The sequence below is a fragment of the Roseovarius nanhaiticus genome (genome assembly GCF_900156535.1).
Lineage (GTDB): Bacteria > Pseudomonadota > Alphaproteobacteria > Rhodobacterales > Rhodobacteraceae > Roseovarius > Roseovarius nanhaiticus.
Map to the genome: position 1 here is coordinate 83741 of NZ_FTNV01000004.1, position 25407 is coordinate 109147.

A 25407-nucleotide genomic window follows, 5' to 3' on the forward strand; every position below is an offset into this window, starting at 1 on the left:
GCATCTGTTCACTAATTCGGGTGCAAAACACATTGCCGACATCTCACCCTTGCAACAGCCCGTATCCTTCATTGCTGAAACTCTACGCTGACAGCGGGTATAAGGGACGAAAATTCCGGGAGGGGTTAAGGAAAGTTTGCCGCAAGGTAAATAGAGAACCATGCCCCGGAAGGACAGTCCGCTCGCCCGCTTGACAATGCCGCAAACAGAGAACCTTCACCGGAGCTGACTCCTGGCCACCTTCTAAGCCAAGGTCTGCTTCCCCTCCGCCTGTCGGCCCGAGGATCAACTTCTTCGGTTCCTGAAATCAGACCTTGTTAGCGATCATCCGATAGAGGCGTGGTTCTTGGCAACGCGCACACTGATATCTGGAATGCACAATCTGTGCGCTATCTAACGAGCCCTTATTGTGCCCTACGCAGTCGGCGGGACGATGGAAATACCTTCGCAAGGACGTCAGTCTGTTCTTGATCAAGCATGTTCAAGACCTCGTCATTCCGTTCGAGCGCGCTTTCACCACCCAAGTTGTACACTTGTCGGGCCACAGAGTGCAGTTCTTCTCCGGATAGCGAGGGGAGAGACACAATCATGTGTTCCGCCAACTTACTCTTGGCGCTCATTGAACCGCACGCCTGCCCGACTTGAACCAACCGTTCGACCAGTGCACTTCTCGCATTCGGACGCTCCATGTCCTTCAATAGGGCTTCAACTGAAGCCGGAGAGCTTGCAAGTGCCGGATCTCCCGTGTGTACAAGAACCCGGTTCCGTTGCTCATCGTTCAGGCTATCATCCGCAAGAAGGTTGATCGCAAACCGTGAGTCACTATCAGTAGCGGCCAAAATCCAGAACTCAAGCGCTCCGTCGGGCTTTTCAAATAATGGCACTGGTGACGAGCCAAGGATAGCTCTGACTGCATCGCACCGTCGGTCCTCGTCCAAAGCTTTCGATGTTGCCTCCAGGAATGAGGACAAATCACTATGCTGCAAATCCGGTTCTTGGGCCTCTGTGAGGATTTTCGCTATGCCCGCAGGCGTCAGGATCGACGCCACGAAACTGGACAACGCGGACACACGACCCGGCACTGCACTCCATACGATTGGGGTAACGTCAGCTATTTCTTGACTGCTTTCAGCACCCGATAGACCTCGTTGTACCATGTCGCATATTGATTCATATACGTCACCGATCCCCTTGTTGCCGGGCTGCTCGCGAATGAACTGACATGCCCTCGCCACAATATCCTTTGGTCGATAGTCGCCAATCTGTTCATCCGGCTTGGGCCATGCTCCGATCATGCACCGATGGACAACGACATATGCTTTGGGTGTGCCGGCCGCATTTGCAAGGAGCTGCGTCAGTATCTGGCCCACCTTCCCAATAGGAGAAAATTTGAACAAAGTCGCAGACATTGGCAGGAATTGATGCAGGTAGGCAGGGGTGTTGTGCATCGCGCCAATCCGATCCAACAGCCGCACAAGATGGCCACTGAGTGGTTCTACAGACCACGCTTTATCCGGCATGCTCTCCATGAGGGCATCATAGACCTCTACGGTTTCTTCAACTGGTGCGTCCGCGCTTATTACTGAATCCATACGGCCAACGATCTGGTTCCTTACGGATTCGCCAGATAGTTCGAAATTGCGTCCCAAGTAACCAGAAATACCTTTCGGCTGCGTGGAGAGCTCCTGCTCACTGAGTTTGGAAAGAACCCTGTCCCAAGAATCTTTTGCCTGCCCCTTCAACAAGTCCAGTGCGCGAACAGCAAATTGTTCCCGTAAACCATCCTCAGCCCATTGCAGAACGAGTTTCTCCAGCCCTGCTGCCGTCGTCGGATCGATATCCGCGCACCACTCCGCCATCAGATCATTAAACTTGTTCGCGCCCTCGCCGATTTCGAGCGGCCAACTTTCCCCATCTTCCATTTCTTTGTATAGACGGTCGGCAAACGCGATAAGAAACGCCCGTCTTTCGTCCGGGCCAGCCAGATTGCTGTAGCATGCTGCATCAACCCATGCGGCAGCTGCCGCCGACTGTGGCTGGACGCCTACCAACCGCGTGAGTTGGCTCCATAGCACATCACGCTCTTGCTGACCGAGCTTCGCGATGTCTTCGAATATCGAAGAAATTTTCGGAAGGACGGCAGCTACAAATTCAGGAGTAGCCTCCGGCCTTTCAAGTTCGCCAATGGCTTGATCCGAGTAGTCAGTCCCAAGATACTTCAAAAGAGGATTACCATACCTGTCTACCCACACTTCAAGCTCTATGAACGGCAATGTCTGCGACTCGGTATCAAGACGGATTTCGCGTTTCAGCAGCCAATCCCGAAGCAGGGTATCCGCGCCGGCAGATAGGCCGTCGGTCTCCCTTACGTCCAGGGCTAAATCGACGGCATCCTTGACAGCGCATGTCACTTCATCGAGGTTGGGCTCGCCACCTGTTGCCAGACGCCAATCCAACGGCTTCGAATTCAAGAGATCGTTGATGAACCTTTCGGAAACGTCCCGTCGATCCTCGGCAGTTGCGCCTTCTATGATCTGTCGGGCGCGTCCTGGTTGGATGTTCATACGAACGGCTTTAAGTGCCGCCATTTGTCTTATGAGCGGAGACAGAATTCTGCGTCTTCGGTCCTTGGGTATCCGGTCTACCAAGGCGGCCAGAACTCGCGCTGCGTTGGTGCGGCGAGTCTCGTTTTCCTGCGGCAGTGCCTCGCCGAAATCCTCCAATAGCACGACATCTTCGACCGCGAGGGGCTTGTCGTCCAAATGCCGTCCAAACGCTTCAAGCACGCCCTTAACGTCGCCGGACACGAGATTATCAAAAACAATCGCTGCTCTGTCACCGAACTTCCGTGTTATTGGGTCTTCGGCAAGCCGCAGCAGCGGCTGCAACACGTTGGGCCACCGCAGGTCTGCCAGGCTGGAGAGATAACGTCTGAGTTTTCGGTGATCAGCCCGCACGTTGCCGGTGAGACTGCCTTCATTATCAGCAACAAGGAAGTCTTTAAGCAGTTCTTGTGCCTGTGGCGCTAATTCTGACGGCGACTTGCCGCCAAATACAACACTGCGGAACTCCTGTATGATCTCGGGGCGGTTTTGCACCGCTTCGTAGAAGTCGGGAAAGTCGACCCGAAGCACGCACAATGCTGCCAATGACAGCGGGTGGTCAGAAACAGCACCTTTATGCAAACCACCTGGTGCGTCGGAGCCAATACCATTTCGTTCACGTAAACTACCGAGCCACCAGGACTGTATGAAGGCATTCATAAGCTGAATTGCATTCCGTGGACTCTGCACGTCAACATGGATCAATCGATCAGTAACGTCCTCCAGAGAGAAGTTTCGCTTCTTAAAGTCAACCGACACGCTTTCTATACCCTGCATTTTTTTCAGAGCAAAATCTCGCATGTCCAGCTTTGGGAATTGAGGAATCTCTAAACGAAACTGAAAAAGGCGATCAAGATACCGGCGCGCATCGCCGCGCGAAAACACAGCGCCCGGCAGGTTAGGACTGCCGAGTCCGCTGCGCCGCTTGATGGCTTCCGCAATTTTATCCTCGTCGCATGAAATCACAAAAACTACGCCAAATCCGTTAGCCGAAGTATTAAATGGCAACTCAAGAAACGTGCGCACGGCATCGAGTCCGGCCACCATTTCCGGAGCCGATAGTCGATCCAGGTCGTCCACAAAGACAACCAACCGTTCACATTTAAGGCCATCGCCCTTCCTGAATTTATTGATCTGCTCCGTCAGCAACCTCTCGTATTCTTCCGCCGATGTCGTAGGAAACGATACTGATGTTTGCGGCATAAAACGCGCGGGAGAGCGAACACGAAGGTCAACGATGCTTCTCGCGAACCAACCTGTCAGGCCTATTGCTGCCACGGCAACCCACGCTGCCGATTGTTGACCCTCAAGGCCCGTCGTCCATACAAGGATTGCCGTGATCAACACGGCGGCGAGAAAGAGTACCAACAATAAGACTGCACTGCCAACAATCTGGCCGAACGACTCACCAAACCAGTCTCGGAATGACCGGCGCTCATGTGTAACTCTGTTGACCTGCTCAAACAGATGCTGCCGCAGCGCGTTCTCGTCGCCACCGAGCTGTTTGAACGCTTCCCGCAGCAATGCGCGCTTCAAGTCCTGCTCACCACCAAAACGCCACGCATTGAACGAAATGACGTGAATATGATCGGCCCGGCGGTTGCCAACTGTCCCAGTCTTGTCATCTTCCAGATCGCGTCTGTAGAGGGCTTTGATCGAACTCTTGCCCGTCCCCCACGGGCCAAGCAGCCCGACGCTGAAGGGCGGTTTATTTGTGGGCGCCTCAATTAGATCCCTCAGCGCCTCCGCGTAATCTTGGTGCCCAAACGCGTCCGCACTGCGATCCTCCAATTCCTTGTCCAAGATGCTGGGCATTGCCCTTGGCGGGGAAATCTTCTTGGGGGAATTATTCATTGTAGCGCTACTCGTTACTGACGCCAGCTGGGCAATATTAAGCAGTAGTATTGCTTCAATACCACAGTTGAACAACAGGATTGTGCGAGCAGTTATTCGGGACGTCCAGTTTCCACTGTTATCGGATCAAAAGCCGACCGTAAAGATGTGGCCCCAGACCGGTCCTTCGACCAAATAGCAGCGAACGACCGGTCTCCGCCCGATCTACCAAAACCCACTCACGTCGATTGGACGAGTAGCGCTGACAGAATGCGCTGGTCCCATGCTTCTGAAGGCTCGAGCAGAAAAATTTTCAGAAAATGCTTCGTCATTTCGCCGTTCGGCCAATGTCATTCGTGAAAGCCGACACCATCGAGAAGAACAGTTGACGAAAGGAGCCAAGACAGACCCCGCCACCTCCTGATCTGCGCGCCTTCATCGTGCAGCGCGCAGATCGGCAGTTGGCGATGACATGACCCTCCGAAGCTCATGACCCGCCGGGACGAAACCCGGCACCACTTTCACCAAAGGGAGGCACCATGTTTCACAGAAAAATCACCCCGAATGCAGGCATTCACTCCACCGATGTCGGCGAGATCGCGCTTCGCGCGTTTCTATCGACCAACCACGAGGCGCTCGGCCATGCAGCCGTTCTGCTCGCGGATCGGCGCGGCGCACGGCTCATCAATTCGATCCGCGACGGCCTCATCCAGCCGGGGCCACTGACACGCCGTCTGCGCCGCCTGCTTCTCGATCTGCGCGGCATTCTATTCCTCGAGCATGCCCATGACGAGAACTGGGATGATGCCGGATGCTTTGCGGTGCTGGATCCTTGGGATCCGATCGTGCCCGAAATCTGCCTGCTTGCCGATGGGCTCGACGATGCACTGCACGGCGCCGGACTGGCCCCCGCCTCAGGTGACTGCGCGGCCTGATGCACTCCCCACATCGCCGCGCGCTATGCGGCGGTGTGGGCAGAGCGGCCGCCGAAATAAATCTTGTCAAACCGCAGATTTCTTCTTCGTGTCAGGGAAGAACGACCAATATTCTCGTTACCAGCACCCGACCAGCCAGTGAAACCAGAAAAAGAAGCCAGCCACACCCAGATCTCTCCTCCCGCGATGCACGAGCCATGACGCCGATGAATCAGGCACCACCAGCACCGTTCATGCATGCAAAAGGGAGACCATCATGCTCAACACCACCACCCTGGCCACAGATCAGGCCCGCTACAACGCGACTGCTTCGACAGAGGCGTATCTGCGCCGCCACGGCGCGGGCCTCTGTGACCTGCTCGACGCGTTCGACGACCCGGGCGGGTTCGAGGCGCTCTGCGGCCTGCATGTGGCCCTGTCAGCCGCCTTCCCGGAGGCCGATGCCGCGGAAGCCGCGCTGCGCGATATTCACGGCGCTCTGGAGGGCCAGGCGCCGTCAGCGCTCGATCGCATCAGCCGCGAGCGAAACATGTCGGCCTCCGATATGACCCGTTGGCATGGCGCGCGGGTGAGCGAGCTTCTCGCGCGATTCCGCAATACCAGGTGACCACCTCAACAGGCCGCGCCCCGATCGGGCGCGGCAGCCCTCATGCACATGCATCAGGATATCTGTGACGCCTGTCTCTGGCTGTGTCGAACATTCCGGATGAAGTTCGTCAATCTCTGGATCGAACGGCATTTTACCGATCTCAACCATAAGATCGGAGAGATCACGGCCATTTGGCCGAGAAATCAATCCACTCTCACGACTTCGGCAGCGCAGGAGGGATTCATCGCTCTGGGCTACAATATCGAAAACACCGGTGCGGGGGTGATCATTTCCGACACGACACCCTGAACACCTTTGCGCGGATCAAAATAGCGTTGTGCAGGTCACATTCAGTGTAGAATACCAATAAATTTAACGATAGAGGGCGGCGCGAGCCGCCCTTTTTCTTTTCTACACTTTTTTCGGTCGTTACAGGTAGCCCGCTGCATGCATGCGCATCGAGGAAAACATGCATGTCGGCCGACCCCTGGCACTCATTTCTTCATTGTCAGCATGCATCTCATTCATTCCGAACCGCATCGGAATCGTCGGTGCTTCACGCCGCTGCGGCTCTGTCAGATCACCAAGCAAAAAAACTTCTGATCTAATTTTGGTCTTTGCGATCAGCGCCCCATATCTCTCTGGACAGTTTCGAGCCTTCGTTCACACTCAATGGGCCGAAAGAACGGCGGAATCGGGCGTTTCCCCCCGATTGACCCTTTTCGCTTGCAAAATGGCCATTTCAGCCCGGTCGGTGGCCATTAATTGGTGGTTGGAACAACAACCAAAATTAGCTTGCGGCACACCCACTTTGAAAACAAGCGATAGAGGCAAGTTATGCACCCTTGCCAAGGGGTTCCAAAATTGACCCGCTGAATGCTCATCCCTCGATTACACCGCTGGTTTGTTTATCTTGCTCAGTTCCCACCTTTGCGATGACGCAAACTTATGCGCAAATCGCGCAAACCTTTGGGCATCGCGCACGATTACACGCAATCCTACACTACGTCAGAAGTCCAGATTTTCCACATTCAGCGCATTTTGCTGAATGAATTCGCGCCGCGGCTCGACCACGTCACCCATCAACTTAGTAAAGAGATCGTCGGCCTCGGCCACGTCATCCACCTCCACCCGCAACAGTGTGCGCGCTTCGGGGTCCAGCGTCGTCTCCCACAGCTGATCGGGGTTCATCTCGCCCAAGCCCTTGTAACGCTGTAGCGACAAGCCCTTTTCGCCCTCTTTCAGGATGGCGTTCAGCAGGTCCATCGGACCGTAGATCATCTCGGTCTTGTCCTTGCGCATCAGCGTCGCGGGCAGGTTATAGACGTCCTGCAAGTGCTCGGTGAAAGTGCCGGTGCGCTTGGCCTCGCCGCCCCGCAGCACCGGGCCGTCCAGCGTGCGCACCTCTTCGACGCCGCGCAAGATGCGGGCCAGACGAATGCCGTGATCCTGCGTGATCCGCCCCTGCCAGCCACGCTCGTATTCCAGTGCGATCAAGTTCAAACGCTCGGCCACTTTATCGGCGACGCCTTGCAAATCGCCCTCGATCGCGCCTGGCGCGAAAGCGCCCGCGATGGCCGCCTGCTCGAGGATATGGCGCGGATAATGCGTGGGAAACGCGTCCAGCACCCGGCGTAATTGCCGCGCATTATCGACAACACGGGCCAGATCCTGTCCCGCGATATCCTCGCCATTGCCCTGCCGCAGCGTGACCCCGTCGACACCCTGGTCGATCAGGTAATTCTCCATCGCGGCCTCGTCCTTGAGATAGACCTCGGACTTGCCGCGCGACACTTTGTAGAGGGGCGGCTGAGCGATAAAGAGATGCCCGTTTTCAATAAGTTCCGGCATCTGTCGATAGAAGAACGTCAAGAGCAATGTGCGAATATGTGCGCCGTCCACATCGGCGTCTGTCATGATGACGATCTTGTGGTAGCGTAGCTTGTCGATGTTGAATTCATCGCGCCCAATGCCGGTGCCCAGCGCCATCACCAGGTTGCCGATCTCTTGGCTACCCAGCATCCGGTCGAACCGCGCGCGTTCCACGTTAAGGATCTTGCCCTTCAGTGGCAGGATCGCCTGCGTGCCCCGATCGCGGCCCGTCTGAGCAGAGCCTCCGGCCGAGTCGCCCTCGACGAGGAACACCTCGGTCTTGGTCGGATCCTTCTCCGAGCAATCCTTGAGCTTGCCCGCCAGGAAATTCACATCCATCGCCGATTTGCGGCGCGTCAGCTCGCGCGCCTTGCGCGCCGCCTCGCGAGCCAGGGCGGCCTCGACGATCTTCGAGGTGATGATCTTGGCCTCGTTCGGGTTCTCCTCGAACCACTCGGCCAACTTTTCCGACACGAGGTTCTCGACGGCGGGCCGAACCTCCGAGCTGACCAGCTTGTCCTTGGTCTGGCTCGAGAATTTCGGATCCGGCACCTTGACCGACAAAACGCAGGTCAGCCCTTCGCGCGCGTCGTCGCCAGTGAAGTTGACTTTCTCCTTCTTGGCGATGCCGCTGGACTGCGCGTAATTGTTGATGGTCCGCGTCAGCGCGCCGCGAAAGCCCGCCATATGCGTGCCCCCATCGCGCTGCGGGATATTGTTGGTGAAGGGCAGCACCGTCTCGTGATAGCTGTCGTTCCACCACATCGCGACCTCGATGCCGATATCGTCCCGCTCACCGGTGATGAAGATCGGATCGGGCAGCATCGCGGTCTTGTTGCGGTCCAGATACTTGACGAACTCGCGCACGCCGCCTTCGTAGAACAGCTCGCTCTCGCGCGGCTCCTCGGGGCGCTCGTCACGCAGAAGAATGCGCACACCGGAATTGAGAAATGCCAGCTCGCGCAGACGCTTTTCCAGGATCTCGAAGCTGTAGGCGAGGTTCGAGAACGTCGTTGTCGAGGCGAGAAAGCGCACTTCGGTGCCCTTGCGGCCATTCGCCGGGCCGACAACCTCCAGATGCTTGACGGTGTCGCCCCGCTCGAACCGCGCGATATGCTCCTTGTCGTTGCGCCACACACGCAGCTCCAGCCAGTCGCTCAGCGCGTTGACCACCGACACACCAACGCCGTGCAGACCGCCCGACACCTTGTAGGAGTTCTGGTCGAATTTGCCGCCCGCATGCAGCTGGGTCATGATGACTTCGGCCGCCGAGACTCCCTCTTCCTCGTGGATCGCCACCGGGATTCCGCGGCCATTATCGCTGACCGAGACCGAGCTGTCGCCGTGGATCGTGACGGTCACACGGTCCGCATGACCGGCCAACGCCTCGTCGATGCCGTTATCCACGACCTCGTAAACCATATGGTGCAGGCCCGACCCGTCATCGGTATCCCCGATATACATTCCGGGACGCTTGCGCACGGCATCCAAACCCTTGAGAACCTTGATTGAATCGGCGCCATATTCTTCCGGCGCGGCCACAGCCTCGGACATGCTGAATTTCCCTGATTATTTCCTGATTTTATAAGGGTTCCGGCAGGGGATGTCACGCAGCTATGCGCTGTTTTCCGCGCCCCGAAAGCCGTGCGATCAAAGGGGCGAGACCTGCGAGGTTCCACCCTCTTCCGTCACCTCGATATGCTGCGCACGCGGACCAAGTTCGGCAAACAATTCCGGCCCGGTACCGGTCATCCAGGCCTGCGCGCCAAGGCCGCAAATCTCGTCATAAAGCGCGGCGCGGCGGCCCGCGTCCAGATGCGCCGCCACCTCATCGAGCAGCAGGATCGGCGGCGCGCCAAAGGATTTGGCCAGCGCCCGCGCATTCGCGAGGATCAGCGACACCAGAAGCGCCTTTTGCTCGCCCGTGCTGCAATCCTTCGCGGGCACGCCCTTGGCCGAATACACACCGTAAAGGTCCGCGCGGTGTGGCCCCACCAACGTGCGCCCCGCCACCAGATCGCGAAACCGGCTCTCGGCCAATGCGGCGCGGTAATCCTCGGCGCTGCCGGGCATTTCGCCATCGGTCGCCGTCAGCTCCAGCTCGGCCACTGGAAACGCTGTTTCGGCCTCGGCCTGCGCGGCGTGCAATTCCTCCAGCGCCGCGCGACGGCCTGCGTCGATCTCGGCCCCGCGGGTGGCCATCTGCGCCTCCAGAGCCAGATACCAATGCGCATCGCGCACCTGGTCCTTCAGCAGGCGATTGCGCTCGCGCATGGCTTTGTCGAAATCCAGAACCGCCTCGGCATGGCTGGGCAAGAAGCTCATCGTGACACGGTCCAGAAACCGCCGCCGCCCCTCGGCCCCCTCGATCCAGAGGCGATCCATCGACGGCACCAGCCAAAGCACCCGCGCCAGCCGCCCCAGCGCCAATTGCGGCGCCGCCTTGTCGTCGATGCGCAGCTGCCGCGCACCGCCATCCTCGGCCCAGATCTCTACCTCGTGCAGACGGTCCAGCGAATGCAGTACGCCCGACAGCTTCCATCCCAGCGCCTCGGGCCGCCGGACCATGTCCTGCGCCGCCGCCCGCCGCATGCCGCGCCCCGGAGAAAAGAGCGATACCGCCTCGATGAGGTTGGTCTTGCCCGCGCCATTGGGTCCATGGATCGCCACGGGCCGCGCATCCAGCGTCAACGCCGCCGATTTATGCGAGCGGAAGTGAGATAGACGAAGGGATGACAGATACAGACCTGTCATCCCCTAACTTTCATTGTTCCAAAAGTACTCAAAAACCCAGCGCGTCACACGCGCATCGGCATGACGACATAGACTGCGCTCAGGTCATTCCCCTCGCGCATCAGCGTCGGGTCGCCGGCGGAATTAAAGAGAAACACCGCGTTCTCGCGATCGACCTGGCTCGCGATCTCCAGCAGGTATTTCGCGTTAAACCCGATCTCGAGGCGTTCGTCGCCGTAAGCCACAGCCAACTCTTCTTCGGCGGCGCCGCTATCGGGCGCGTTGACGCTCAGGATCAGGCGATCCTCGTCCAAGGATAGTTTGACGGCGCGGCTCCGCTCGCTGCTGACGGTTGCGACACGGTCGACGGCCTTGGCAAATTCGGCGGCGTCCACCTCCATCTTGCGGGTGTTGCCCTGCGGAATGACGCGCGTGTAGTCAGGGAATGTGCCGTCGATGACCTTTGAGGTCAGCGTGATGTTCGGCGTGGCAAAGCGGATCTTTGTCTCGCTCACCGACACGGCAATCATCATGTCGTCATCGTCCAGCAGCTTGCGCAGCTCGCCGACGGTCTTGCGGGGCACGATCACGCCGGGCATCTCCTCGGCGCCGGCGGGCAAGTCCGCGTCGATCCGCGCGAGGCGATGGCCATCGGTTGCGACGCAGCGCAGCACCTGTCCGTCCTCGCCGGTCGAGACGTGCATATAGACGCCATTGAGGTAATAGCGCGTCTCCTCGGTCGAGATTGCGAATTTCGACTTGTCGAAGAGGCGGCGCAGCACCGGCGCCTTGGCCGAGAAGTTGCTGGCATATTCCGAGGACGCCATGACCGGGAAATCTTCTTTGGGCAGGGTCGCAAGGTTGAAATTGGACCGGCCCGCCTCGACCGTCAGACGCCCGGAGGTGCCATCATCGGCCAGAGTGACCAGCGCGCCATCGGGCAGCTTGCGGACAATCTCGTGCAGGGTCACGGCGGACACCGTTGTCGCGCCGGGCCGCTCGACCTGTGCGGGTGCCTTGTCGCTGACCTCGATATCGAGATCGGTCGCGCGGAAATTCACGGTGTCGCCCTCGGCCTCGATCAGCACGTTGGCAAGGATTGGGATGGTGTTGCGACGCTCGACGACCGATTGCGCCTGGCTAACGGCCTTAAGCAAGGTTCCGCGTTCGATGCTGAGCTTCATGCCCATTCTCCCTTAAACGTGCCGACGCCGTGCCGGGACTGGCACGGTATCGAAACCACCTTGCGGCGCAAGTCAATTATACGGTTTGTGGTGAGGTTTGCGCGGGGGGTCAAGCCCCGCGCCCCGGTCACGCCTCGAGCGTACGGCGCAACAGATCGATATCTTCGGCAATCTGCACATCGGCCACGCGCAGCTCGTCGATACGGCGCACACCGTGCATGACGGTCGTGTGGTCACGCCCGCCAAAGCGGCGCCCGATTTCGGGCAGGCTGCGCGAAGTCATTTGCTTGGCCAGATACATCGCCACCTGGCGTGGACGGGCAAAAATGCGCACGCGCTTGGGCCCGATCAGATCGCTGAGGCGGATGTTGTAATGGTCCGACACCTGGCGCTGGATCTCTTCGATGGTCACCTGCCGCTCGCTGCTGCGCAGCACATCGGCCAGGCAATCCTGCGTCAACTCCATCGTGATCTCGTGCCCAACCAGCGAAGCGAAGGCGAAAAGGCGCGTCAAAGCGCCTTCCAGAACGCGGACGTTCTTGGTGATGCGCATGGCCAAAAATTCCAGCACACCATCGGCCAGAACGAGGCCGGGATATTGCGTGCGGTAATACTCGACCTTTGACTGCAAAATGCCGAGGCGCAGCTCGTAATTGGTGGGGTGCAGATCGACGACGAGGCCGCACTGCAGACGCGATTTGATCCGCTCTTCGAGATTCTCGATCTCGCCCGGCGCGCGGTCGGCCGAGATGATGATCTGCTTGCCGCCATCCACCAGCGCGTTGAACGTGTGAAAGAATTCCTCCTGCGTGCTGTCCTTGCCGGCGATGAACTGCACGTCGTCAACCATCAGCACATCGACCGAGCGGAACATGGATTTGAAATCCATCATCTTGCGCTCGCGCAGGGCCGACACGAAGCGATACATGAACTGCTCCGCCGAAAGGTAGACCACATTCAGCTCCGGTTGGCGCTGCGACAGCTCCCACGCGATGGCGTGCATCAGGTGCGTCTTGCCCAGGCCGACACCGCCATAGAGGAACAGCGGGTTGAATGTGACCGGGCCGCCGGATGCCACGCGCTTGGCCGCGGCATGGGCCAGCTCGTTGGGTTTGCCCACGACGAATGTGTCGAACGAGAAGCGCTTGTCCAGCGGCGCGGCGGGCATGCTGGCGTCGCGCTGTGCGGGCGCCTTGGCATCGGCAGCCGGGCGTGGACTGGACGCCCGCGCGGTGGGACGTCCCGCACTATTGGCTGGCACCTGGAAATGGACACGGCGGATATCGGGCGAGATGCTGCGCGCATGATACAGGATCTGATCGCCGTATTTCTGGGACACATAATTGCCTACAAAGCTCGTCGGCACGGCAAAGGTGGCAACACCCTCCTCGACATGCGACAGCTCCAAGGGTTCGATCCAGCTTTTATAATTGCTCTTGCCGATCGTCTTGAGAAGGTCCTGCTTGAGTTGGCCCCATTGATCTTGTGTCATGCGTTCCTGCTTCCGCGGCTCTTGTCGTTTCCACCTCAACGCCAAGCCACCCCGGACCTCGCGCAACCGAATACGACCCAAACGCCGTGGCACAAAGCACCATCCCTCCGCCGGACAGGGTCCGGCAGCTGCACCACCCCTTGGACCGGGTAGGTGAAGGAACGACATGACAAACGCGATACAGCGGACCTCAGTCCTCCGTGCCGCGATCGACGTCGGTATGCTTTATTTGGACATGCCGGGTTGCCCCGCAAAGACCCCTTTCGGCAAAGCCCCCCAAAGGCCCGCCACCGGAATCAGCTTGTCCCCCCAAGCGTGAATCGCATGGGCAAGTTAGCAAGCTGTCGCGCGCTGCGGCAACCTATCTTATGCCTTGACTCTGATTTTGCGTGAAAAGAATCTCAGCGGCATATTTCTGTCACAGAAACGCAAAAGGCGCCCCAAGCGGGACGCCTTTTTCAACCTTAAAATCAAAGGCTTGGGTCAGCCGATAGCTTTCACGCGGCTCGACAGGCGCGACATCTTGCGCGCTGCGGTGTTCTTGTGAAACACGCCTTTGGTGACACCGCGCATAAGCTCGGGCTGGGCTTCGCGCAGAGCTGCTTCTGCAGCGGATTTGTCACCCGAGGCGATGGCCTCTTCTACCTTGCGCAGGTAGGTGCGGATGCGCGAACGACGGGCCTTGTTGACCGCAAAGCGTGCCTCGTTCTGACGTGCGCGCTTTTTTGACTGAGGCGTATTAGCCATGAGAATCTCATCCTTGATCTGGTTCGGTATCGAATTTCACTGCGGACACTGCCAAACCCAGATCTTCGGTCGTACCGAAGGTGATTCTTGCCTGAGCGGGCATCGCGCGCATGTATGACGGAGGGCTTTAGCCTCGGTTGCGGTAAAATGCAACCTCCCATGTGGAAGAGCCGCCGTACCATAGCGCCAAACCTGCCACGCACCGACCGTAGTCGCACGATTTGCATGCAAACTGCCGGTCTGTGCCCTCGCCGCCTCCCGGATCAGCGTGTCCGGAGGCGAGCCGCTGTTCGGAAACTTCTAGCGCGACGGCACGTTTCTTGGGGGCATACCATCACGCTTGGTGCCAACATCACCGCCGCGCTGAACGTGTTCGATGCAAATAGCGATACCAGCTTTGGTAGCAGTAACGCTTCGCAGACACTGAGCCGCCCGCCCGGGCCTTCATGACCGGGCGGGGTGCGGCGCTGCTAAGGCCCCCACGTGCTATTTGTCGCGAAACTGCGCTTGCCGCTTTTCCTTGAAGGCGGACATGCCCTCGGCCTGATCCTCGGTCGCGAAGAGCGAATGGAACACGCGCCGCTCGAACAGCAGACCTTCGCTCAGCGTGGTCTCAAAGCTGCGGTTGACGGCCTCCTTGACGGCCATCACGGACATCATGGACTTCTCGGCGATCTTGCCCGCGGCCGAGCGCGCCTCTTCCTTCAGCTTCTTGACCGGAACGACGCGGCTGACCAGGCCCGCGCGCTCTGCCTCCTCGGCATCCATGAAGCGACCCGTCAGATTCATGTCCATCGCCTTCGACTTGCCGATGAAGCGCGTCAGACGCTGCGAGCCGCCAAGGCCCGCCATGATCCCCAGGTTGATCTCGGGCTGGCCGAACTTGGCGGTATCGGACGCGATGATGAAATCGCACATCATGGCCAATTCGCACCCGCCACCCAGCGCATAGCCCGACACCGCGGCGATGATCGGCTTGCGGATGCGGGTGATCGCATCGTGCTGCGCGCCAAAGAAATCCTCGGAAAACATCTCGACGAAGCTCTTGTCGGACATCATCTTGACGTCTGCCCCGGCAGCAAAGGCCTTGTCCGAACCGGTGAGGATGATGCAGCGCACCTTGTCGTTGGCTTGTGCCTCCTGAAGCGCGCTGACCAATTCCTGCAGCAGCTGATCGTTCAGCGCATTCAGGGCATCGGGGCGGTTCAGGGTAATCTGGGCGACGTGGTCTTCTACTTCGACGATGATCGTCTCATAGGCCATGAAATCTGCTTTCGCTTGTTTCTGTCAGACGGGCAGTCTTAACACCACGGCGCCCCGGATCAACCTAATCTTGCAGGGCGCATCATCGCTGGCATTTGCGGCAATAAAAGGATGAGCGCCCCGATTGCACGACGCGGCCGATCGTTCCGCCGCATTCCGCCCTGCGGCACTGCTCGCCCTCGCGGTCGTAGACATCGAAACGGTGTTGGAAATAGCCCAGTTCGCCATCCGCGCGACGAAAATCCCGTAACGACGATCCGCCTGCCTGAATTGCATCGCGCAGCACATCGCGAATGATCGACACCAACGATGCCGCACGCGCCGCCCCGATGTTGCCCGCGCGGCGACGCGGCGAGATGCCGGCGCGATAAAGTGCTTCACACACGTATATGTTGCCGAGACCCGCAATGAGGCGCTGATCCAGCAGCGCGGACTTGATCGGGGTATTCTTACCCTTGAGCGCGGCCACGAGGTAATCCTCGTTAAAGCTGTTCCCCATCGGCTCGGGCCCCAATTTGGCCAGAAGAGGATGCGCCTCCGCCTCGTCAGTGGCGAACATGTCCATTGCTCCGAACCGACGCGGGTCGTTGAACGTGACGCGCGCGCCGCTGGCCATGTGAAACACGACGTGATCATGTTTTTCAGCGGCCGGATGATCGTGCACGAATTGTCCGAGCGGATCGCCGGAAATCAGTATGCGCCCCGACATTCCCAAGTGGATAAGCAGCGTTTCACCCCCTGCAAGATCTGCCAGGATATATTTCGAACGCCGCCGCAGACCCATCACCTGCTGGCCTTCCAGCCGCGCCGCCATACGCTCGGGAAAGGGCCAGCGCAGATCGGGGCGGTTTACGTCGGCACGGGCGATGGTGCCGCCTTCCATCACAGGCAGAAGGCCACGGCGCACCGTTTCGACTTCGGGTAATTCCGGCATGTTTGGCCTCTTGCAACCGCGCCGCATTGTGTCCGCGGCCTCGCGCCCTATAACAAGGGTCGATAACGGCGCAAGGCAAGAGCGATGAGCGACAAGACCACCCATTTTGGATTTCAGGACATCCCCGAAGATGAGAAAGCGGGCCGCGTGCGCGGCGTCTTCGGCTCGGTTGCCAGCAAGTATGACGTGATGAACGACGTAATGAGCATGGGCATCCACCGTGTCTGGAAGGACGCAATGATGGACTGGCTGGCGCCGCGCCCCGGCCAGCGCCTGCTGGACGTGGCGGGCGGCACGGGGGACATCGCCTTTCGCTTTCTCAAGCGCGCGGGCAGCGGTCACGCCACCGTGCTGGACCTGACCGAACCGATGCTGATTGAGGGCAGAAAGCGCGCCGAAGCCGAAGCGATGGCGGACGATCTGGATTGGGTTGTCGGTGACGCCATGGCCCTGCCCTTCCAGGACAATTCCTTCGACGTCTACACGATCAGCTTTGGCATCCGAAACGTCACCCGCCCCCAAGAGGCGCTGGACGAGGCCTACCGCGTGCTGCGCCCCGGCGGACGCCTGATGGTGCTGGAGTTCAGCCAGATCCCGAACGACATGATGCAAAAGGTCTATGATCTCTATAGTTTCAACATCATCCCCCGTATGGGCCAGGCGATCGCCGGAGATCGAGACAGCTATCAGTATCTTGTCGAGTCCATTCGGAAGTTTCCGGATCAAGAGACGTTTTTGCAGATGGTGCGCAAGGCAGGTTTCGGAAACGCAAGGTATCGCAATCTCAGCATGGGCATAGCCTGCCTGCATTCCGGCTGGAAACTGTAGGCGATGCGGGGACCGCACAATATTATTCGACTGATCCGCACCGGCGCCACTCTGGAGCGCACGGGCGCCATGCCCATCGTGATGGACGCGATGGACGCGCCGCCGCAGGTGCGCGCCGCGCTGCGCCTCTTGGCTTGGCCATTCAAGTGGCTGGGCGCCAAGGGTGATCCGGCAATGCCGCCCGCGCCGCGCGCGCTGACCGCCTTGGGGCCGGCATACATCAAATTCGGACAAATCCTATCAACGCGGCCCGATCTGGTCGGAAGCGAGTTGGCACAACAGATGCGTGTCCTTCAGGACAAGCTGCCTCCGTTTCCCGAGGATGTCGCCATGGCGGCCATCGAGTCCGAGCTGGGCGCACCCGTTGAACAGTTGTTCGACGACTTCAGCCCTCCGGTGGCGGCCGCTTCGATTGCACAAGTGCACAAGGCGCGCCTGCGCGACACCGGCGAGGCTGTGGCCATCAAGGTACTGCGCCCCGGCATCGAGCGTGCGTTCCGCGTCGATATAGACGCCTTCTATTTCGCCGCCTCGATGATCGAGCTGCTTTCGGCCTCGTCGCGACGCTTGCGGCCTACAGATGTCATCGCGCATTTCGAAGGCGTGGTCATGGGCGAGCTGGATCTGCGGCTCGAGGCATCTTCGGCGTCAGAATTCGCCGCCAATACCGAAGGCGACAAGGGTTTCGAACTGCCCCCCATCAAGTGGGAGCTGTCAAGCCGCCGGGTCATGACGATGGGCTGGGCCGATGGTGTGCCTCTGGGCGACAATGACGCCATCGACGCCGCCGGCCACGACCGCCGTGTGCTGGGTGACCGGGTGCTGCAACTCTTTCTCAGCCACGCCTTGCGAGATGGCTATTTCCACGCCGATATGCATCAAGGCAATCTGAAGGTCGCGGCCAACGGCAACATCATCATCTACGATTTCGGCATCATGGGCCATATCGATGAGTATACCCGCCGGGTCTATGCCGAAATCCTCTACGGCTTTATCAAGAGGGACTACCGCCGCGTCGCCGAAGTGCATTTCGAGGCCGGATACGTGCCACCCGACCGCGATGTGGATGAGTTCGCCCGCGCTCTGCGCGCTGTGGGCGAGCCGATTTTCGGCATGGACGCGACGCGCATCAGCATGGGCAACCTGCTCAGCTATCTCTTCGAGGTGACAGAGCGATTTGGCATGGAGACGCGCACCGAGCTGATCTTGTTGCAGCGCACGATGGTCGTTGTCGAAGGTGTAGCCCGCTCACTCAATCCCCAGATCAATATCTGGGAAGTCGCAAAACCCGTGGTCGAGGATTACATCCGCAAAAGCTTGGGCCCCCGGGCCGTTGCGCAAAGCCTCGGGCGCACCGCCGCAGTCCTCGCAAGGTTCGGACCACGTCTTCCACAACTGGTCGAATCTGCGCTGATGCGCAGCGCAAGCCCGCCCCCACCCAACCCGCCTCGCCGCCGTCGGCGCGATCTAGTCCTCTGGGGCGTCTTTGGCGTGATCTCGGGCGCTACAGTGACATCATTGATTTTTCAATTGGGGTAGTGCGCCTGAAAAACCGGTGGATCATCGCGAATTCATCAATCCCCATTTCACAAGAAAAAAGGCGGCCCTAGGGCCGCCTTTCAAATAACTACAAGAAGCAGCTATCAGGTGTCGTCGCTCGAATCGATCGCTGCAATCGCGATGATGCCGACTGTGACACCGGCTGCAACCAGGGCTGCGGTGCTCATGCCCATCGCGCCTTGCGACGAAACGAACGGGTCAGCATTTGCATCCTGAGCAACGGCAGGCGCTGCGAAGGCAGCGGCCAGCGCAGCTGCTGCTGCGAAAGTCGAAATCTTTTTCATAACATTCTCCAATTCATGTCTCACGGCATGCGATTGCACGTGTACTCAACCACATATCGCACAGCCAGTTCCGAAACGAAACAAATTTCGGCAAATGGTGAATGATTAGCCGAAAACTGCCGTGAGCGCAGTGATCAAGTATCGTCGCTCGAGTCGATCGCAGCAATCGCGATGATGCCAACTGCGAGACCTGCGGCGACCAGTGCGGGCGACACCGCCATCGCACCCTGCGTGGAAACGAACGGGTCAGCATTTGCGTCCTGAGCAACGGCGGGCGCTGCGAAGGAAACGGCGAGCGCAGCTGCTGCTGCGAAGGTCGAAATCTTTTTCATATCATTCTCCAATTCATGTCTCACGGCATGCGGTTGCACGCGTGCCCACTCGTGTATCGCACAGTCATTTCCGATACGAAACAAATTTTGGCAAACGATGAATAGTTTTTCGTAGAATTAAAAAGCCACGCCGAATTTACTCCATACTACTGAATTATATACAAAAATATGACATCGCACTGTTGCGCCAACACAACGGATTACCGCGTTGATCCCGGTGTCCTGTGGTTCCAACTCTGGACCCAGACCCTATGCATATCTGATCAGCCGGCATCCGGCTGGCGAAGCCCCAAAACATCTCTGGCGCCCACGATCTGTCCGCCCTCCATTACCAGCATCGTCTGGCCGTCGGAGAGCCGTGCCTCCACCACCCGTGCCTGACTTGCGACCGGATCTGATCCCAGCAATTCATCACCTTGGAACGAATCAACGCTGATGCTGTAGGTCCCGCTCTCCAACGGCATGCCATCCTCGCCCAGCCCGTGCCACGAATACGCGCCACCCGTAGCTGGAACAGAGCTTTCATGGACAATGCCGCCAGTTGCATCACGAACAACGAGCCGCGCAAGATCCGCGCCGGGGCGTGTCTCCAATGTCAGAGCGACAGGCGCGCCGTCATAGGCCACCGGCATCTTCACACGCGCCTCCATTCCGACCCAGCCTTGGAGCTGGCCCATGCCCAGCACTCCCATTTGCGTGCCAAGACCCGTCAAAAGATCATTGGTCAACACCTGCTGTTCGACCGTGGAGAAGGCGGCAAGCTGCGACGCGAATTCTGTTGATTCCACGGGGTTGAGAGGATCCTGATTCTTCATCTGCGCGGTCAGCATCTTGAGAAAGGTCTCAAAATCCGAGTTGAGCGTCGTCTTGGCTTTTTCTGCCGTGGCGCCCGATCCGAGCGCAGCAGTACCCGTCAGGCCGTTGGCGATCGCAAGTGGTTCCATGGTGCTTCCTTTCTACAAACGAATATCGAGGCGGTCGGCGATCACTATGCCCGCCGCGCGGGCAGAAGCAGATGCTGGCGTCAGCGGGCCGGCAGGCTCTTTCACGTCGGCGCCGAAATCGATCTGTGTAGCGTGCGGTGCTCGACCGCGATCGTCGCGCGAGAAGGAAAATTCGGTGCCATCATATCCCAGATCCTGCAGCTCACGGCCCAGCATATCGCTGTGACGGCGCATCAAATCCAACGTCTCGCCTCGATCGGCCGAAATGTTGACGACCATTCCCGCCTCGCCCTGAGCCAGGGTGATCCGCACGCGTCCAAGCTCTGCAGGGTTAAGAATGACGTCGATGGCGCGGTCAGCGCCGGCTTTTGCCATCGCTTCAGCCATCTGCGCCGCGATATTGCGCACCCCCTCTGACCCTTGGAGCAGCGATGGCACCACGCGAAGCTCACCGGATGGCAAAGACGCCAGCCGCGCCTCGGCTACAAGGATTGTATCCAAAGGCGCATCTGAGCCGAGGGCGAGGCTCGCCTCATCGCGCGCACTAGCCAGCGAATCCCATGATGCCGCACGTCCAAGCTCCACCGATGCAATTAAGGCTGGCGGTGCAGCCCCCCTCGGGATCGCTTCTATTAATGTAGGCGTATCGGCACCCGCGCCACTCGCGCTCGGCGGCGCAGGCTGCTCAACAGACCAATCATGCCGCCCACGCTCAAGGCTGAAAGCTTGACCACCGAGGAATATGTTCTGCCCGACAATGGCTTGAGGGCCGACCTTCGGTTGAGCGACCTCCTGCGCCGCTCGGCCCTCCCAGTCTACCGGACGTTGTCCACTCTCGGGTTCGGCGTTGACTTTGGCTGGCACACTATCCGCACCGTCGGCCGGGAAAATAGAGAGTCCTCCAACATCCGGTCCAACCGGTGAACCGCTAGTGTGCGCCGACTCACTCGTATTAAGTTTCTCATACGACATAGATTGCGGCGAGCCCGGATGAATTTCGGCTCGCGTGGCATCTTTTACGGTTAGAGACGCATCTGACGTTTGTTGCAGCAGCTCTGAGGTCCCAAGCGGAGACCCACCATTTCGTTGCCCAGACATTTCGATCTGAGCGCTTAGGGGTCCGATCGTCGCCGCTGGCTGCTCATTTGGAGTGTGGCTTACCTGTGCCGCGCCGGAATCGCCTGTCAAAAGTGATGTCCCTGCCATCGGATTGCGCAATGAGCTTTTGATGGAAACAGCTCCAGAGCCCTCCATTTGGATGCTTGTTTCGTCAACCGAAGTGCCAGTTCTCCGGCCCAGGGCGGGGACGGCCACGGTCCAGTCATCTGCATTTACGAGTGATGCGAGCGGCAGAAAAGCCTGGAATGCCTTAGGGTTTTCACCCTCTTGGGCCGCTATTTCGTCAATGAAAGCGGCAACCTCCGCCTCGTCATCGCTCCAATCCTCCGCACTCTGAATGTCAGTTGCGGCATCGTGTCTATCCAGTTCGCCAGCCATGGCTTGGTGCATGGTATCAGTTGTCGCGCCTTCTTCGTTCAGCACGTCTTCGTCAGCGGACGAGGCGCCAGTCACTTCGTCAGGAGCCCTCTCTTCGGCAACTGCAACCTTCTGCCGACCGTCCTTCAACGAAGGCTTTTCAGGCATTTGCGCCGCAAAAAATGAGGAGAAGCTCTGCGGTCGCGGGCCTCCGCGATCTTTTTGTGCAACGCGTGGCGCATCCTCGCCCTTGATGGCAGCGGGCATTGAATTGGTCGTCAGTGGGCCGAGCATATCCGCCTCCGGAAATTCTTCTGTTCCGAAGACAATCGCAAAATCTAGTTACCGCTTCTTTACCGGTTTGCGGTCAAATGCAGGAGAGTTCGATAAATTGAAGGTATCCCCATGACAGCCATTTCAGCGGTCTCGATTCACGCGCCTCGGTCGCCGCGCACGATATCCCAGTCTGCATTAACCACACGGTCGGATCGCGCGATGGAAGCGGCACAGAAGCTGGAGGCGACTTTTCTGGCAGAAATGCTGAAATCCGCCGGTTTCGGCAAGGAGGGCGGCTTCGCCGGTGGCGTCGGCGAGGAACAATTCGCGTCGCTTCACGTCCAGGCACTGGCCGACAAGGTGGCAAAGGCGGGTGGATTGGGCTTGGTCGAAACATTTTACAGATCCATGATGGAGACGACACATGACACATGAAACAGCAGAGCAGATCCGGGACCGCATGGACCGATTGCTTGATCAGGAGCGCGCGGCACTGCTCGCCGGTGATCTGGAGATGATCGGCACATTGATGACCCAAAAAGAAGAGGTGATCGACGCGCTTAACGCCATCGGCCCTGAGGCGGGCAACGGCATTAAAAGCCTGCACGGCAAAGTCATGCGCAATCAGGCGCTGCTCGACGGTGCGCTTCAGGGCATCAGGACGGTCGCGGGGCGGTTGAGCACGCTGCGCCGCATTCGGCGCAGCCTTGAAACCTATGATCGCAGCGGGCGCAAATCGTCCATCTCGGACGTGATCGACCATCAGCTCGAGCGCCGCGCCTGACGCAGTTTTGTCTAAAATGCCAATGACATAGCCTCATGGCATTAGCATTCCCTTAGCACCTTTGGCACCATGATCTCCTTGCATCCCGACTGGATGGCGCAGCCCCGGCAACGGCCCGCTGCAATTGTCAGAATGACGCCCAAAACCGCCCGCTTCGTGGGTGGGACATCATATTGGCGCAAAGCGCCGCAAGCCAAAGGAACATGCTATGTCCAGCATTCTGACAAACAACAGCGCAATGGTTGCATTGCAAACCCTGAAATCGGTCAACAGCAACCTGGCCAAAACCCAGGACATGATCTCGACCGGCAAGGAGATCGGTAAGGCCAAGGACAACTCGGCCATCTGGGCGATTTCCAAAGTCATGGAATCCGACGTCAGCGGCTTCAAAGCCGTGTCGAAATCCCTGTCGCTCGGCGAGTCCACCGTGGCCGTTGCATCGGCCGGCGCGGAGCAGATTGTTAACCTTCTCAATGAGATGAAGGAGAAGGTCGTTGCCGCGACCGGTGAGAACGTCGACAATGGCAAACTTGAAGCGGACGTTGACGCGCTCAAGGAGCAGATCGGCCAGGTCATCCGAGGCTCTCAATTCAACGGCGCCAACCTCTTGGACGCGTCCGCTCAGGATCTTACCGTCTTGTCCTCCATCGACCGGAACGGCGCATCCCTCAATGCGTCGAACATCACCGTTACCAGCGCTAATCTTGAAACCGCACTACTCGGCGGCGCGACAGCGACGGGGGATCAGGACACGGCTATCGCGGCGGCTAACATCCTCGGCGATATCAACGTGTCGGATGCGGCGGCGGCGGAAACCTCGATCGCCGCGCTTGAGGTTCATCTTCAGTCGGCCGTGCAAAAGGCTGCGGACTTGGGCGCGTCTTCCAAGCGAATCAGCGATCAGTCTGACTTTGTGGGCAAAGTGACGGACGCGCTGAAATCCGGCATCGGCGCGCTGGTCGATGCCGACATGGAAGAAACCTCGGCGCGACTTCAGGCGCTTCAGGTGCAGCAGCAGCTGGCAACCCAGTCGCTGTCGATCGCGAACCAGGCGCCACAGGCGATCCTGTCGCTCTTCCGTTGATGAAAACGCTCGGGGGGCCGTTCGTGCCCCCCGAGGTCTTCAACAATCCCAAGATAACTCCAGAAGGATCAGGATGTGAATGCCATTCTCAGGGCGCAAAACGCCTACGGTCTGTCCAACAGATCAATTCGCACAGCGCGCGACACCGAATACGAGGCCGTCGCCCGTGCCACCCAGAATTTAAAATCCGCCGCAGATACGAACCCCTTGGATATGGCCAAACTCGCGCGCGCCGTCAGCGACAATCGCGAGCTGTGGACGCTCTTCGCGGTTCAGGTCGCGGATACCGACAATCCCCTGCCGGCACAGCTTCGCGCAAGCATTTTCTATCTCGCCGAATTCACCAATGCGCATAGCAGCAAGGTCTTGTCTCGCGAGGCGAGCGTCGATGCCTTGATCGAGATAAACACTGCCGTGATGCGCGGACTACGCGATGCGGGGCCTGCAAAATGAGCGGTCTGGTCCTGAAACTCGCCCCCAAGGAGCGCGTACTGATCAACGGTGCCGTCATCGAGAATGGCGACAAGCGATCCCGCTTGTCAGTGGTGACGCCGCAGGCAAACATCCTGCGCTTGCGTGACGCCATCCATCCCGAAGAGGCCACAACCCCAGTTCGGCGGGTCTGTTATGCCACGCAACTCATCCTTTCCGGCGATGCGGCGCCGGAGGAGGCCAAGTTGCCCCTGCTGCGTCACATCGAGGAACTGAGCCAGATCTTGAGGGATCCCGACAGCCGCGCGCATCTGTCCTTGGCGACGCAATCCCTTTTGGACGGACAATTCTATCAGTGCCTCAAGGCGCTGCGCAATCTGCTGCCACGAGAGGAGCGCCTTCTGGCGCGCAATTCGGGATGAGTTATCAACCGATCGTTCCGACAGGCGGTCTGATCGGATGGGGCTATCTGTCACGCACTCTTGAAACGCAAACCGGAAATTTCGCCAAGAATCCCGAAATAGTAAGGGACACGGAGTATTTCACGCAAAACATAAACTCGGTGCGTAGCGCGGAGGGACTCGTTTCAGACAGACGGCTCATGCGGGTCGCTTTGGGCGCCTTCGGTCTGCAATCTGATATCGACAGCCGGGCGTTTATTCAAAAGGTGCTGGAAGGCGGCACCGAGGAACCAACCGCCCTCGCAAACCGTCTATCGGATGATCGCTATGCCGAATTCGCCCGTGCGTTTGGCTTTGGCAATCCGGGCGGCGCGCGCACCGCCTCTCCAACATGGGCGCAAAGCATCGTGTCGAAGTTTCAACGACAACAATTCGAGGTAGCCGTCGGCAACCAGGACGAAAGCATGCGCCTCGCGATGGATGCACAGCGGACAATGCCCGAAATCGGCGCTCTGAGCGGGACCGATGAAACCAAGTGGTTCAAGATCATGGCAAGCCCCCCTTTGCGGCAGGTATTCGAGACCGCGCTCGGCTTGCCCGCGGCTTTCGGTCAGGCGGATTTGGACATTCAGGTGACCGAATTTGCGGATCGCGCCCAAAGGCAGCTCGGAATCGACGATCTGTCCAAGCTATCGGACCCCGAGGTTCAAGATGCAGTCATCCGGCGTTTCTTGCTGCGTGATCAAGTTGCGTCGTTCTCCCAACAATCTTCCGGCGCGATTGCACTGACGCTTCTCCAATCAATGCCAAGGCTTTACTGA

At 58.9% G+C, this 25407-nt stretch carries 23 protein-coding genes; 11 read left to right on the forward strand and 12 right to left on the reverse strand.

The window, feature by feature from the left end; all coding sequences use genetic code 11:
* Positions 1-404 precede the first annotated feature (404 nt).
* On the reverse strand, positions 405-4457 hold the full coding sequence (locus BW975_RS16105; protein WP_083687159.1) for a KAP family P-loop NTPase fold protein: 4053 nt from the start codon (positions 4455-4457) through the stop codon (positions 405-407).
* 518 nt (positions 4458-4975) lie between these two features.
* Between BW975_RS16105 and BW975_RS16110 the strand changes: the two genes are divergently transcribed.
* From BW975_RS16110 to BW975_RS16120, 3 genes are all read left to right on the forward strand, one after another.
* Complete coding sequence (locus BW975_RS16110; protein ID WP_076535381.1) at positions 4976-5371, forward strand: hypothetical protein; 396 nt, start codon at positions 4976-4978, stop codon at positions 5369-5371.
* 256 nt (positions 5372-5627) lie between these two features.
* Positions 5628-5978: a hypothetical protein gene (locus BW975_RS16115; protein WP_076535382.1), complete on the forward strand. Its 351-nt coding sequence runs from the start codon at positions 5628-5630 to the stop codon at positions 5976-5978.
* 99 nt (positions 5979-6077) lie between these two features.
* Positions 6078-6269 carry a hypothetical protein gene (locus BW975_RS16120; RefSeq protein WP_076535383.1) on the forward strand — a complete coding sequence of 64 codons (192 nt, stop codon included), beginning with the start codon at positions 6078-6080 and terminating at the stop codon, positions 6267-6269.
* 699 nt (positions 6270-6968) lie between these two features.
* On the opposite strand, the gene gyrB is transcribed toward BW975_RS16120, so the two are convergent.
* The 7 genes from gyrB to mutM all read right to left on the reverse strand — a co-directional run bounded on the left by gyrB (position 6969) and on the right by mutM (position 16185).
* Entirely contained in the window at positions 6969-9386 is a 2418-nt protein-coding gene (gene gyrB / locus BW975_RS16125; protein WP_076535384.1) for a DNA topoisomerase (ATP-hydrolyzing) subunit B, read from the reverse strand.
* A 96-nt stretch (positions 9387-9482) separates the two neighbouring features.
* A complete protein-coding gene (gene recF, locus BW975_RS16130; RefSeq protein ID WP_076535385.1) occupies positions 9483-10586 on the reverse strand; it encodes a DNA replication/repair protein RecF in 1104 nt (367 codons plus the stop codon).
* Between the two features lie 44 nt (positions 10587-10630).
* On the reverse strand, positions 10631-11749 hold the full coding sequence (gene dnaN, locus BW975_RS16135) for a DNA polymerase III subunit beta (protein WP_076535386.1): 1119 nt from the start codon (positions 11747-11749) through the stop codon (positions 10631-10633).
* Between the two features lie 127 nt (positions 11750-11876).
* Positions 11877-13241: a chromosomal replication initiator protein DnaA gene (gene dnaA / locus BW975_RS16140; RefSeq protein ID WP_076535387.1), complete on the reverse strand. Its 1365-nt coding sequence runs from the start codon at positions 13239-13241 to the stop codon at positions 11877-11879.
* 483 nt (positions 13242-13724) lie between these two features.
* Entirely contained in the window at positions 13725-13988 is a 264-nt protein-coding gene (gene rpsT / locus BW975_RS16145; RefSeq protein WP_076535388.1) for a 30S ribosomal protein S20, read from the reverse strand.
* Between the two features lie 486 nt (positions 13989-14474).
* Positions 14475-15251, reverse strand: a complete 777-nt coding sequence (locus tag BW975_RS16150) for an enoyl-CoA hydratase (protein WP_076535389.1) — start codon at positions 15249-15251, stop codon at positions 14475-14477.
* 82 nt (positions 15252-15333) lie between these two features.
* Positions 15334-16185: a bifunctional DNA-formamidopyrimidine glycosylase/DNA-(apurinic or apyrimidinic site) lyase gene (gene mutM / locus BW975_RS16155; RefSeq protein WP_076535390.1), complete on the reverse strand. Its 852-nt coding sequence runs from the start codon at positions 16183-16185 to the stop codon at positions 15334-15336.
* Positions 16186-16269: 84 nt separating this feature from the next.
* Here mutM and ubiE point away from each other — a divergent pair, with 84 nt between their 5' ends.
* Positions 16270-17013 carry a bifunctional demethylmenaquinone methyltransferase/2-methoxy-6-polyprenyl-1,4-benzoquinol methylase UbiE gene (ubiE, locus tag BW975_RS16160; RefSeq protein ID WP_076535391.1) on the forward strand — a complete coding sequence of 248 codons (744 nt, stop codon included), beginning with the start codon at positions 16270-16272 and terminating at the stop codon, positions 17011-17013.
* Between the two features lie 3 nt (positions 17014-17016).
* The gene (gene ubiB / locus BW975_RS16165) at positions 17017-18552 is read left to right on the forward strand and encodes a 2-polyprenylphenol 6-hydroxylase (protein WP_076535392.1); all 1536 of its coding nucleotides are present in this window, start codon (positions 17017-17019) and stop codon (positions 18550-18552) included.
* 104 nt (positions 18553-18656) lie between these two features.
* On the opposite strand, the gene BW975_RS16170 is transcribed toward ubiB, so the two are convergent.
* The 4 genes from BW975_RS16170 to fliK all read right to left on the reverse strand — a co-directional run bounded on the left by BW975_RS16170 (position 18657) and on the right by fliK (position 21903).
* Entirely contained in the window at positions 18657-18857 is a 201-nt protein-coding gene (locus BW975_RS16170; protein WP_076535393.1) for a hypothetical protein, read from the reverse strand.
* Between the two features lie 134 nt (positions 18858-18991).
* Complete coding sequence (locus BW975_RS16175; protein ID WP_076535394.1) at positions 18992-19189, reverse strand: hypothetical protein; 198 nt, start codon at positions 19187-19189, stop codon at positions 18992-18994.
* Positions 19190-19452: 263 nt separating this feature from the next.
* Positions 19453-20133: a flagellar hook capping FlgD N-terminal domain-containing protein gene (locus BW975_RS16180; RefSeq protein ID WP_076535395.1), complete on the reverse strand. Its 681-nt coding sequence runs from the start codon at positions 20131-20133 to the stop codon at positions 19453-19455.
* A gap of 12 nt (positions 20134-20145) precedes the next feature.
* Positions 20146-21903 (reverse strand): flagellar hook-length control protein FliK, encoded by a 1758-nt coding sequence (gene fliK / locus BW975_RS17825; RefSeq protein ID WP_083687161.1) that lies wholly within the window; start codon positions 21901-21903, stop codon positions 20146-20148.
* A gap of 201 nt (positions 21904-22104) precedes the next feature.
* On the opposite strand from fliK, the gene BW975_RS16195 reads away from it, so the two are divergent.
* The 6 genes from BW975_RS16195 (at position 22105) to BW975_RS16220 (ending at position 25407) form a co-directional block, all read left to right on the forward strand.
* Entirely contained in the window at positions 22105-22320 is a 216-nt protein-coding gene (locus BW975_RS16195; protein WP_092746269.1) for a rod-binding protein, read from the forward strand.
* Complete coding sequence (locus BW975_RS16200) at positions 22310-22669, forward strand: flagellar protein FlgN (RefSeq protein WP_076535399.1); 360 nt, start codon at positions 22310-22312, stop codon at positions 22667-22669. The genes BW975_RS16195 and BW975_RS16200 overlap by 11 nt, the downstream gene beginning before the upstream one ends.
* A gap of 208 nt (positions 22670-22877) precedes the next feature.
* Positions 22878-23753 carry a flagellin N-terminal helical domain-containing protein gene (locus BW975_RS16205; protein WP_076535400.1) on the forward strand — a complete coding sequence of 292 codons (876 nt, stop codon included), beginning with the start codon at positions 22878-22880 and terminating at the stop codon, positions 23751-23753.
* Positions 23754-23828: 75 nt separating this feature from the next.
* Positions 23829-24206: a flagellar biosynthesis regulator FlaF gene (gene flaF, locus BW975_RS16210; protein WP_076535401.1), complete on the forward strand. Its 378-nt coding sequence runs from the start codon at positions 23829-23831 to the stop codon at positions 24204-24206.
* Positions 24203-24607, forward strand: coding sequence for a flagellar biosynthesis repressor FlbT (gene flbT / locus BW975_RS16215; RefSeq protein WP_076535402.1), 405 nt, complete (start codon positions 24203-24205; stop codon positions 24605-24607). Before flaF ends, flbT begins: the two co-directional genes overlap by 4 nt.
* Positions 24604-25407 (forward strand): DUF1217 domain-containing protein, encoded by an 804-nt coding sequence (locus tag BW975_RS16220; protein ID WP_076535403.1) that lies wholly within the window; start codon positions 24604-24606, stop codon positions 25405-25407. The genes flbT and BW975_RS16220 overlap by 4 nt, the downstream gene beginning before the upstream one ends.

Excerpts from the sequence above, each read along its gene's own strand:
- BW975_RS16105 (WP_083687159.1), bottom strand. The coding sequence starts at position 4,457 with ATGAATAATTCCCCCAAGAAGATTTCCCCGCCAAGGGCAATGCCCAGC.
- BW975_RS16110 (WP_076535381.1), top strand. The coding sequence starts at position 4,976 with ATGTTTCACAGAAAAATCACCCCGAATGCAGGCATTCACTCCACCGAT.
- BW975_RS16115 (WP_076535382.1), top strand. The coding sequence starts at position 5,628 with ATGCTCAACACCACCACCCTGGCCACAGATCAGGCCCGCTACAACGCG.
- BW975_RS16120 (WP_076535383.1), top strand. The coding sequence starts at position 6,078 with ATGAAGTTCGTCAATCTCTGGATCGAACGGCATTTTACCGATCTCAAC.
- gyrB (WP_076535384.1), bottom strand. The coding sequence starts at position 9,386 with ATGTCCGAGGCTGTGGCCGCGCCGGAAGAATATGGCGCCGATTCAATC.
- recF (WP_076535385.1), bottom strand. The coding sequence starts at position 10,586 with ATGACAGGTCTGTATCTGTCATCCCTTCGTCTATCTCACTTCCGCTCG.
- dnaN (WP_076535386.1), bottom strand. The coding sequence starts at position 11,749 with ATGAAGCTCAGCATCGAACGCGGAACCTTGCTTAAGGCCGTTAGCCAG.
- dnaA (WP_076535387.1), bottom strand. The coding sequence starts at position 13,241 with ATGACACAAGATCAATGGGGCCAACTCAAGCAGGACCTTCTCAAGACG.
- rpsT (WP_076535388.1), bottom strand. The coding sequence starts at position 13,988 with ATGGCTAATACGCCTCAGTCAAAAAAGCGCGCACGTCAGAACGAGGCA.
- BW975_RS16150 (WP_076535389.1), bottom strand. The coding sequence starts at position 15,251 with ATGGCCTATGAGACGATCATCGTCGAAGTAGAAGACCACGTCGCCCAG.
- mutM (WP_076535390.1), bottom strand. The coding sequence starts at position 16,185 with ATGCCGGAATTACCCGAAGTCGAAACGGTGCGCCGTGGCCTTCTGCCT.
- ubiE (WP_076535391.1), top strand. The coding sequence starts at position 16,270 with ATGAGCGACAAGACCACCCATTTTGGATTTCAGGACATCCCCGAAGAT.
- ubiB (WP_076535392.1), top strand. The coding sequence starts at position 17,017 with ATGCGGGGACCGCACAATATTATTCGACTGATCCGCACCGGCGCCACT.
- BW975_RS16170 (WP_076535393.1), bottom strand. The coding sequence starts at position 18,857 with ATGAAAAAGATTTCGACTTTCGCAGCAGCAGCTGCGCTGGCCGCTGCC.
- BW975_RS16175 (WP_076535394.1), bottom strand. The coding sequence starts at position 19,189 with ATGAAAAAGATTTCGACCTTCGCAGCAGCAGCTGCGCTCGCCGTTTCC.
- BW975_RS16180 (WP_076535395.1), bottom strand. The coding sequence starts at position 20,133 with ATGGAACCACTTGCGATCGCCAACGGCCTGACGGGTACTGCTGCGCTC.
- fliK (WP_083687161.1), bottom strand. The coding sequence starts at position 21,903 with ATGCTCGGCCCACTGACGACCAATTCAATGCCCGCTGCCATCAAGGGC.
- BW975_RS16195 (WP_092746269.1), top strand. The coding sequence starts at position 22,105 with ATGGAAGCGGCACAGAAGCTGGAGGCGACTTTTCTGGCAGAAATGCTG.
- BW975_RS16200 (WP_076535399.1), top strand. The coding sequence starts at position 22,310 with ATGACACATGAAACAGCAGAGCAGATCCGGGACCGCATGGACCGATTG.
- BW975_RS16205 (WP_076535400.1), top strand. The coding sequence starts at position 22,878 with ATGTCCAGCATTCTGACAAACAACAGCGCAATGGTTGCATTGCAAACC.
- flbT (WP_076535402.1), top strand. The coding sequence starts at position 24,203 with ATGAGCGGTCTGGTCCTGAAACTCGCCCCCAAGGAGCGCGTACTGATC.
- BW975_RS16220 (WP_076535403.1), top strand. The coding sequence starts at position 24,604 with ATGAGTTATCAACCGATCGTTCCGACAGGCGGTCTGATCGGATGGGGC.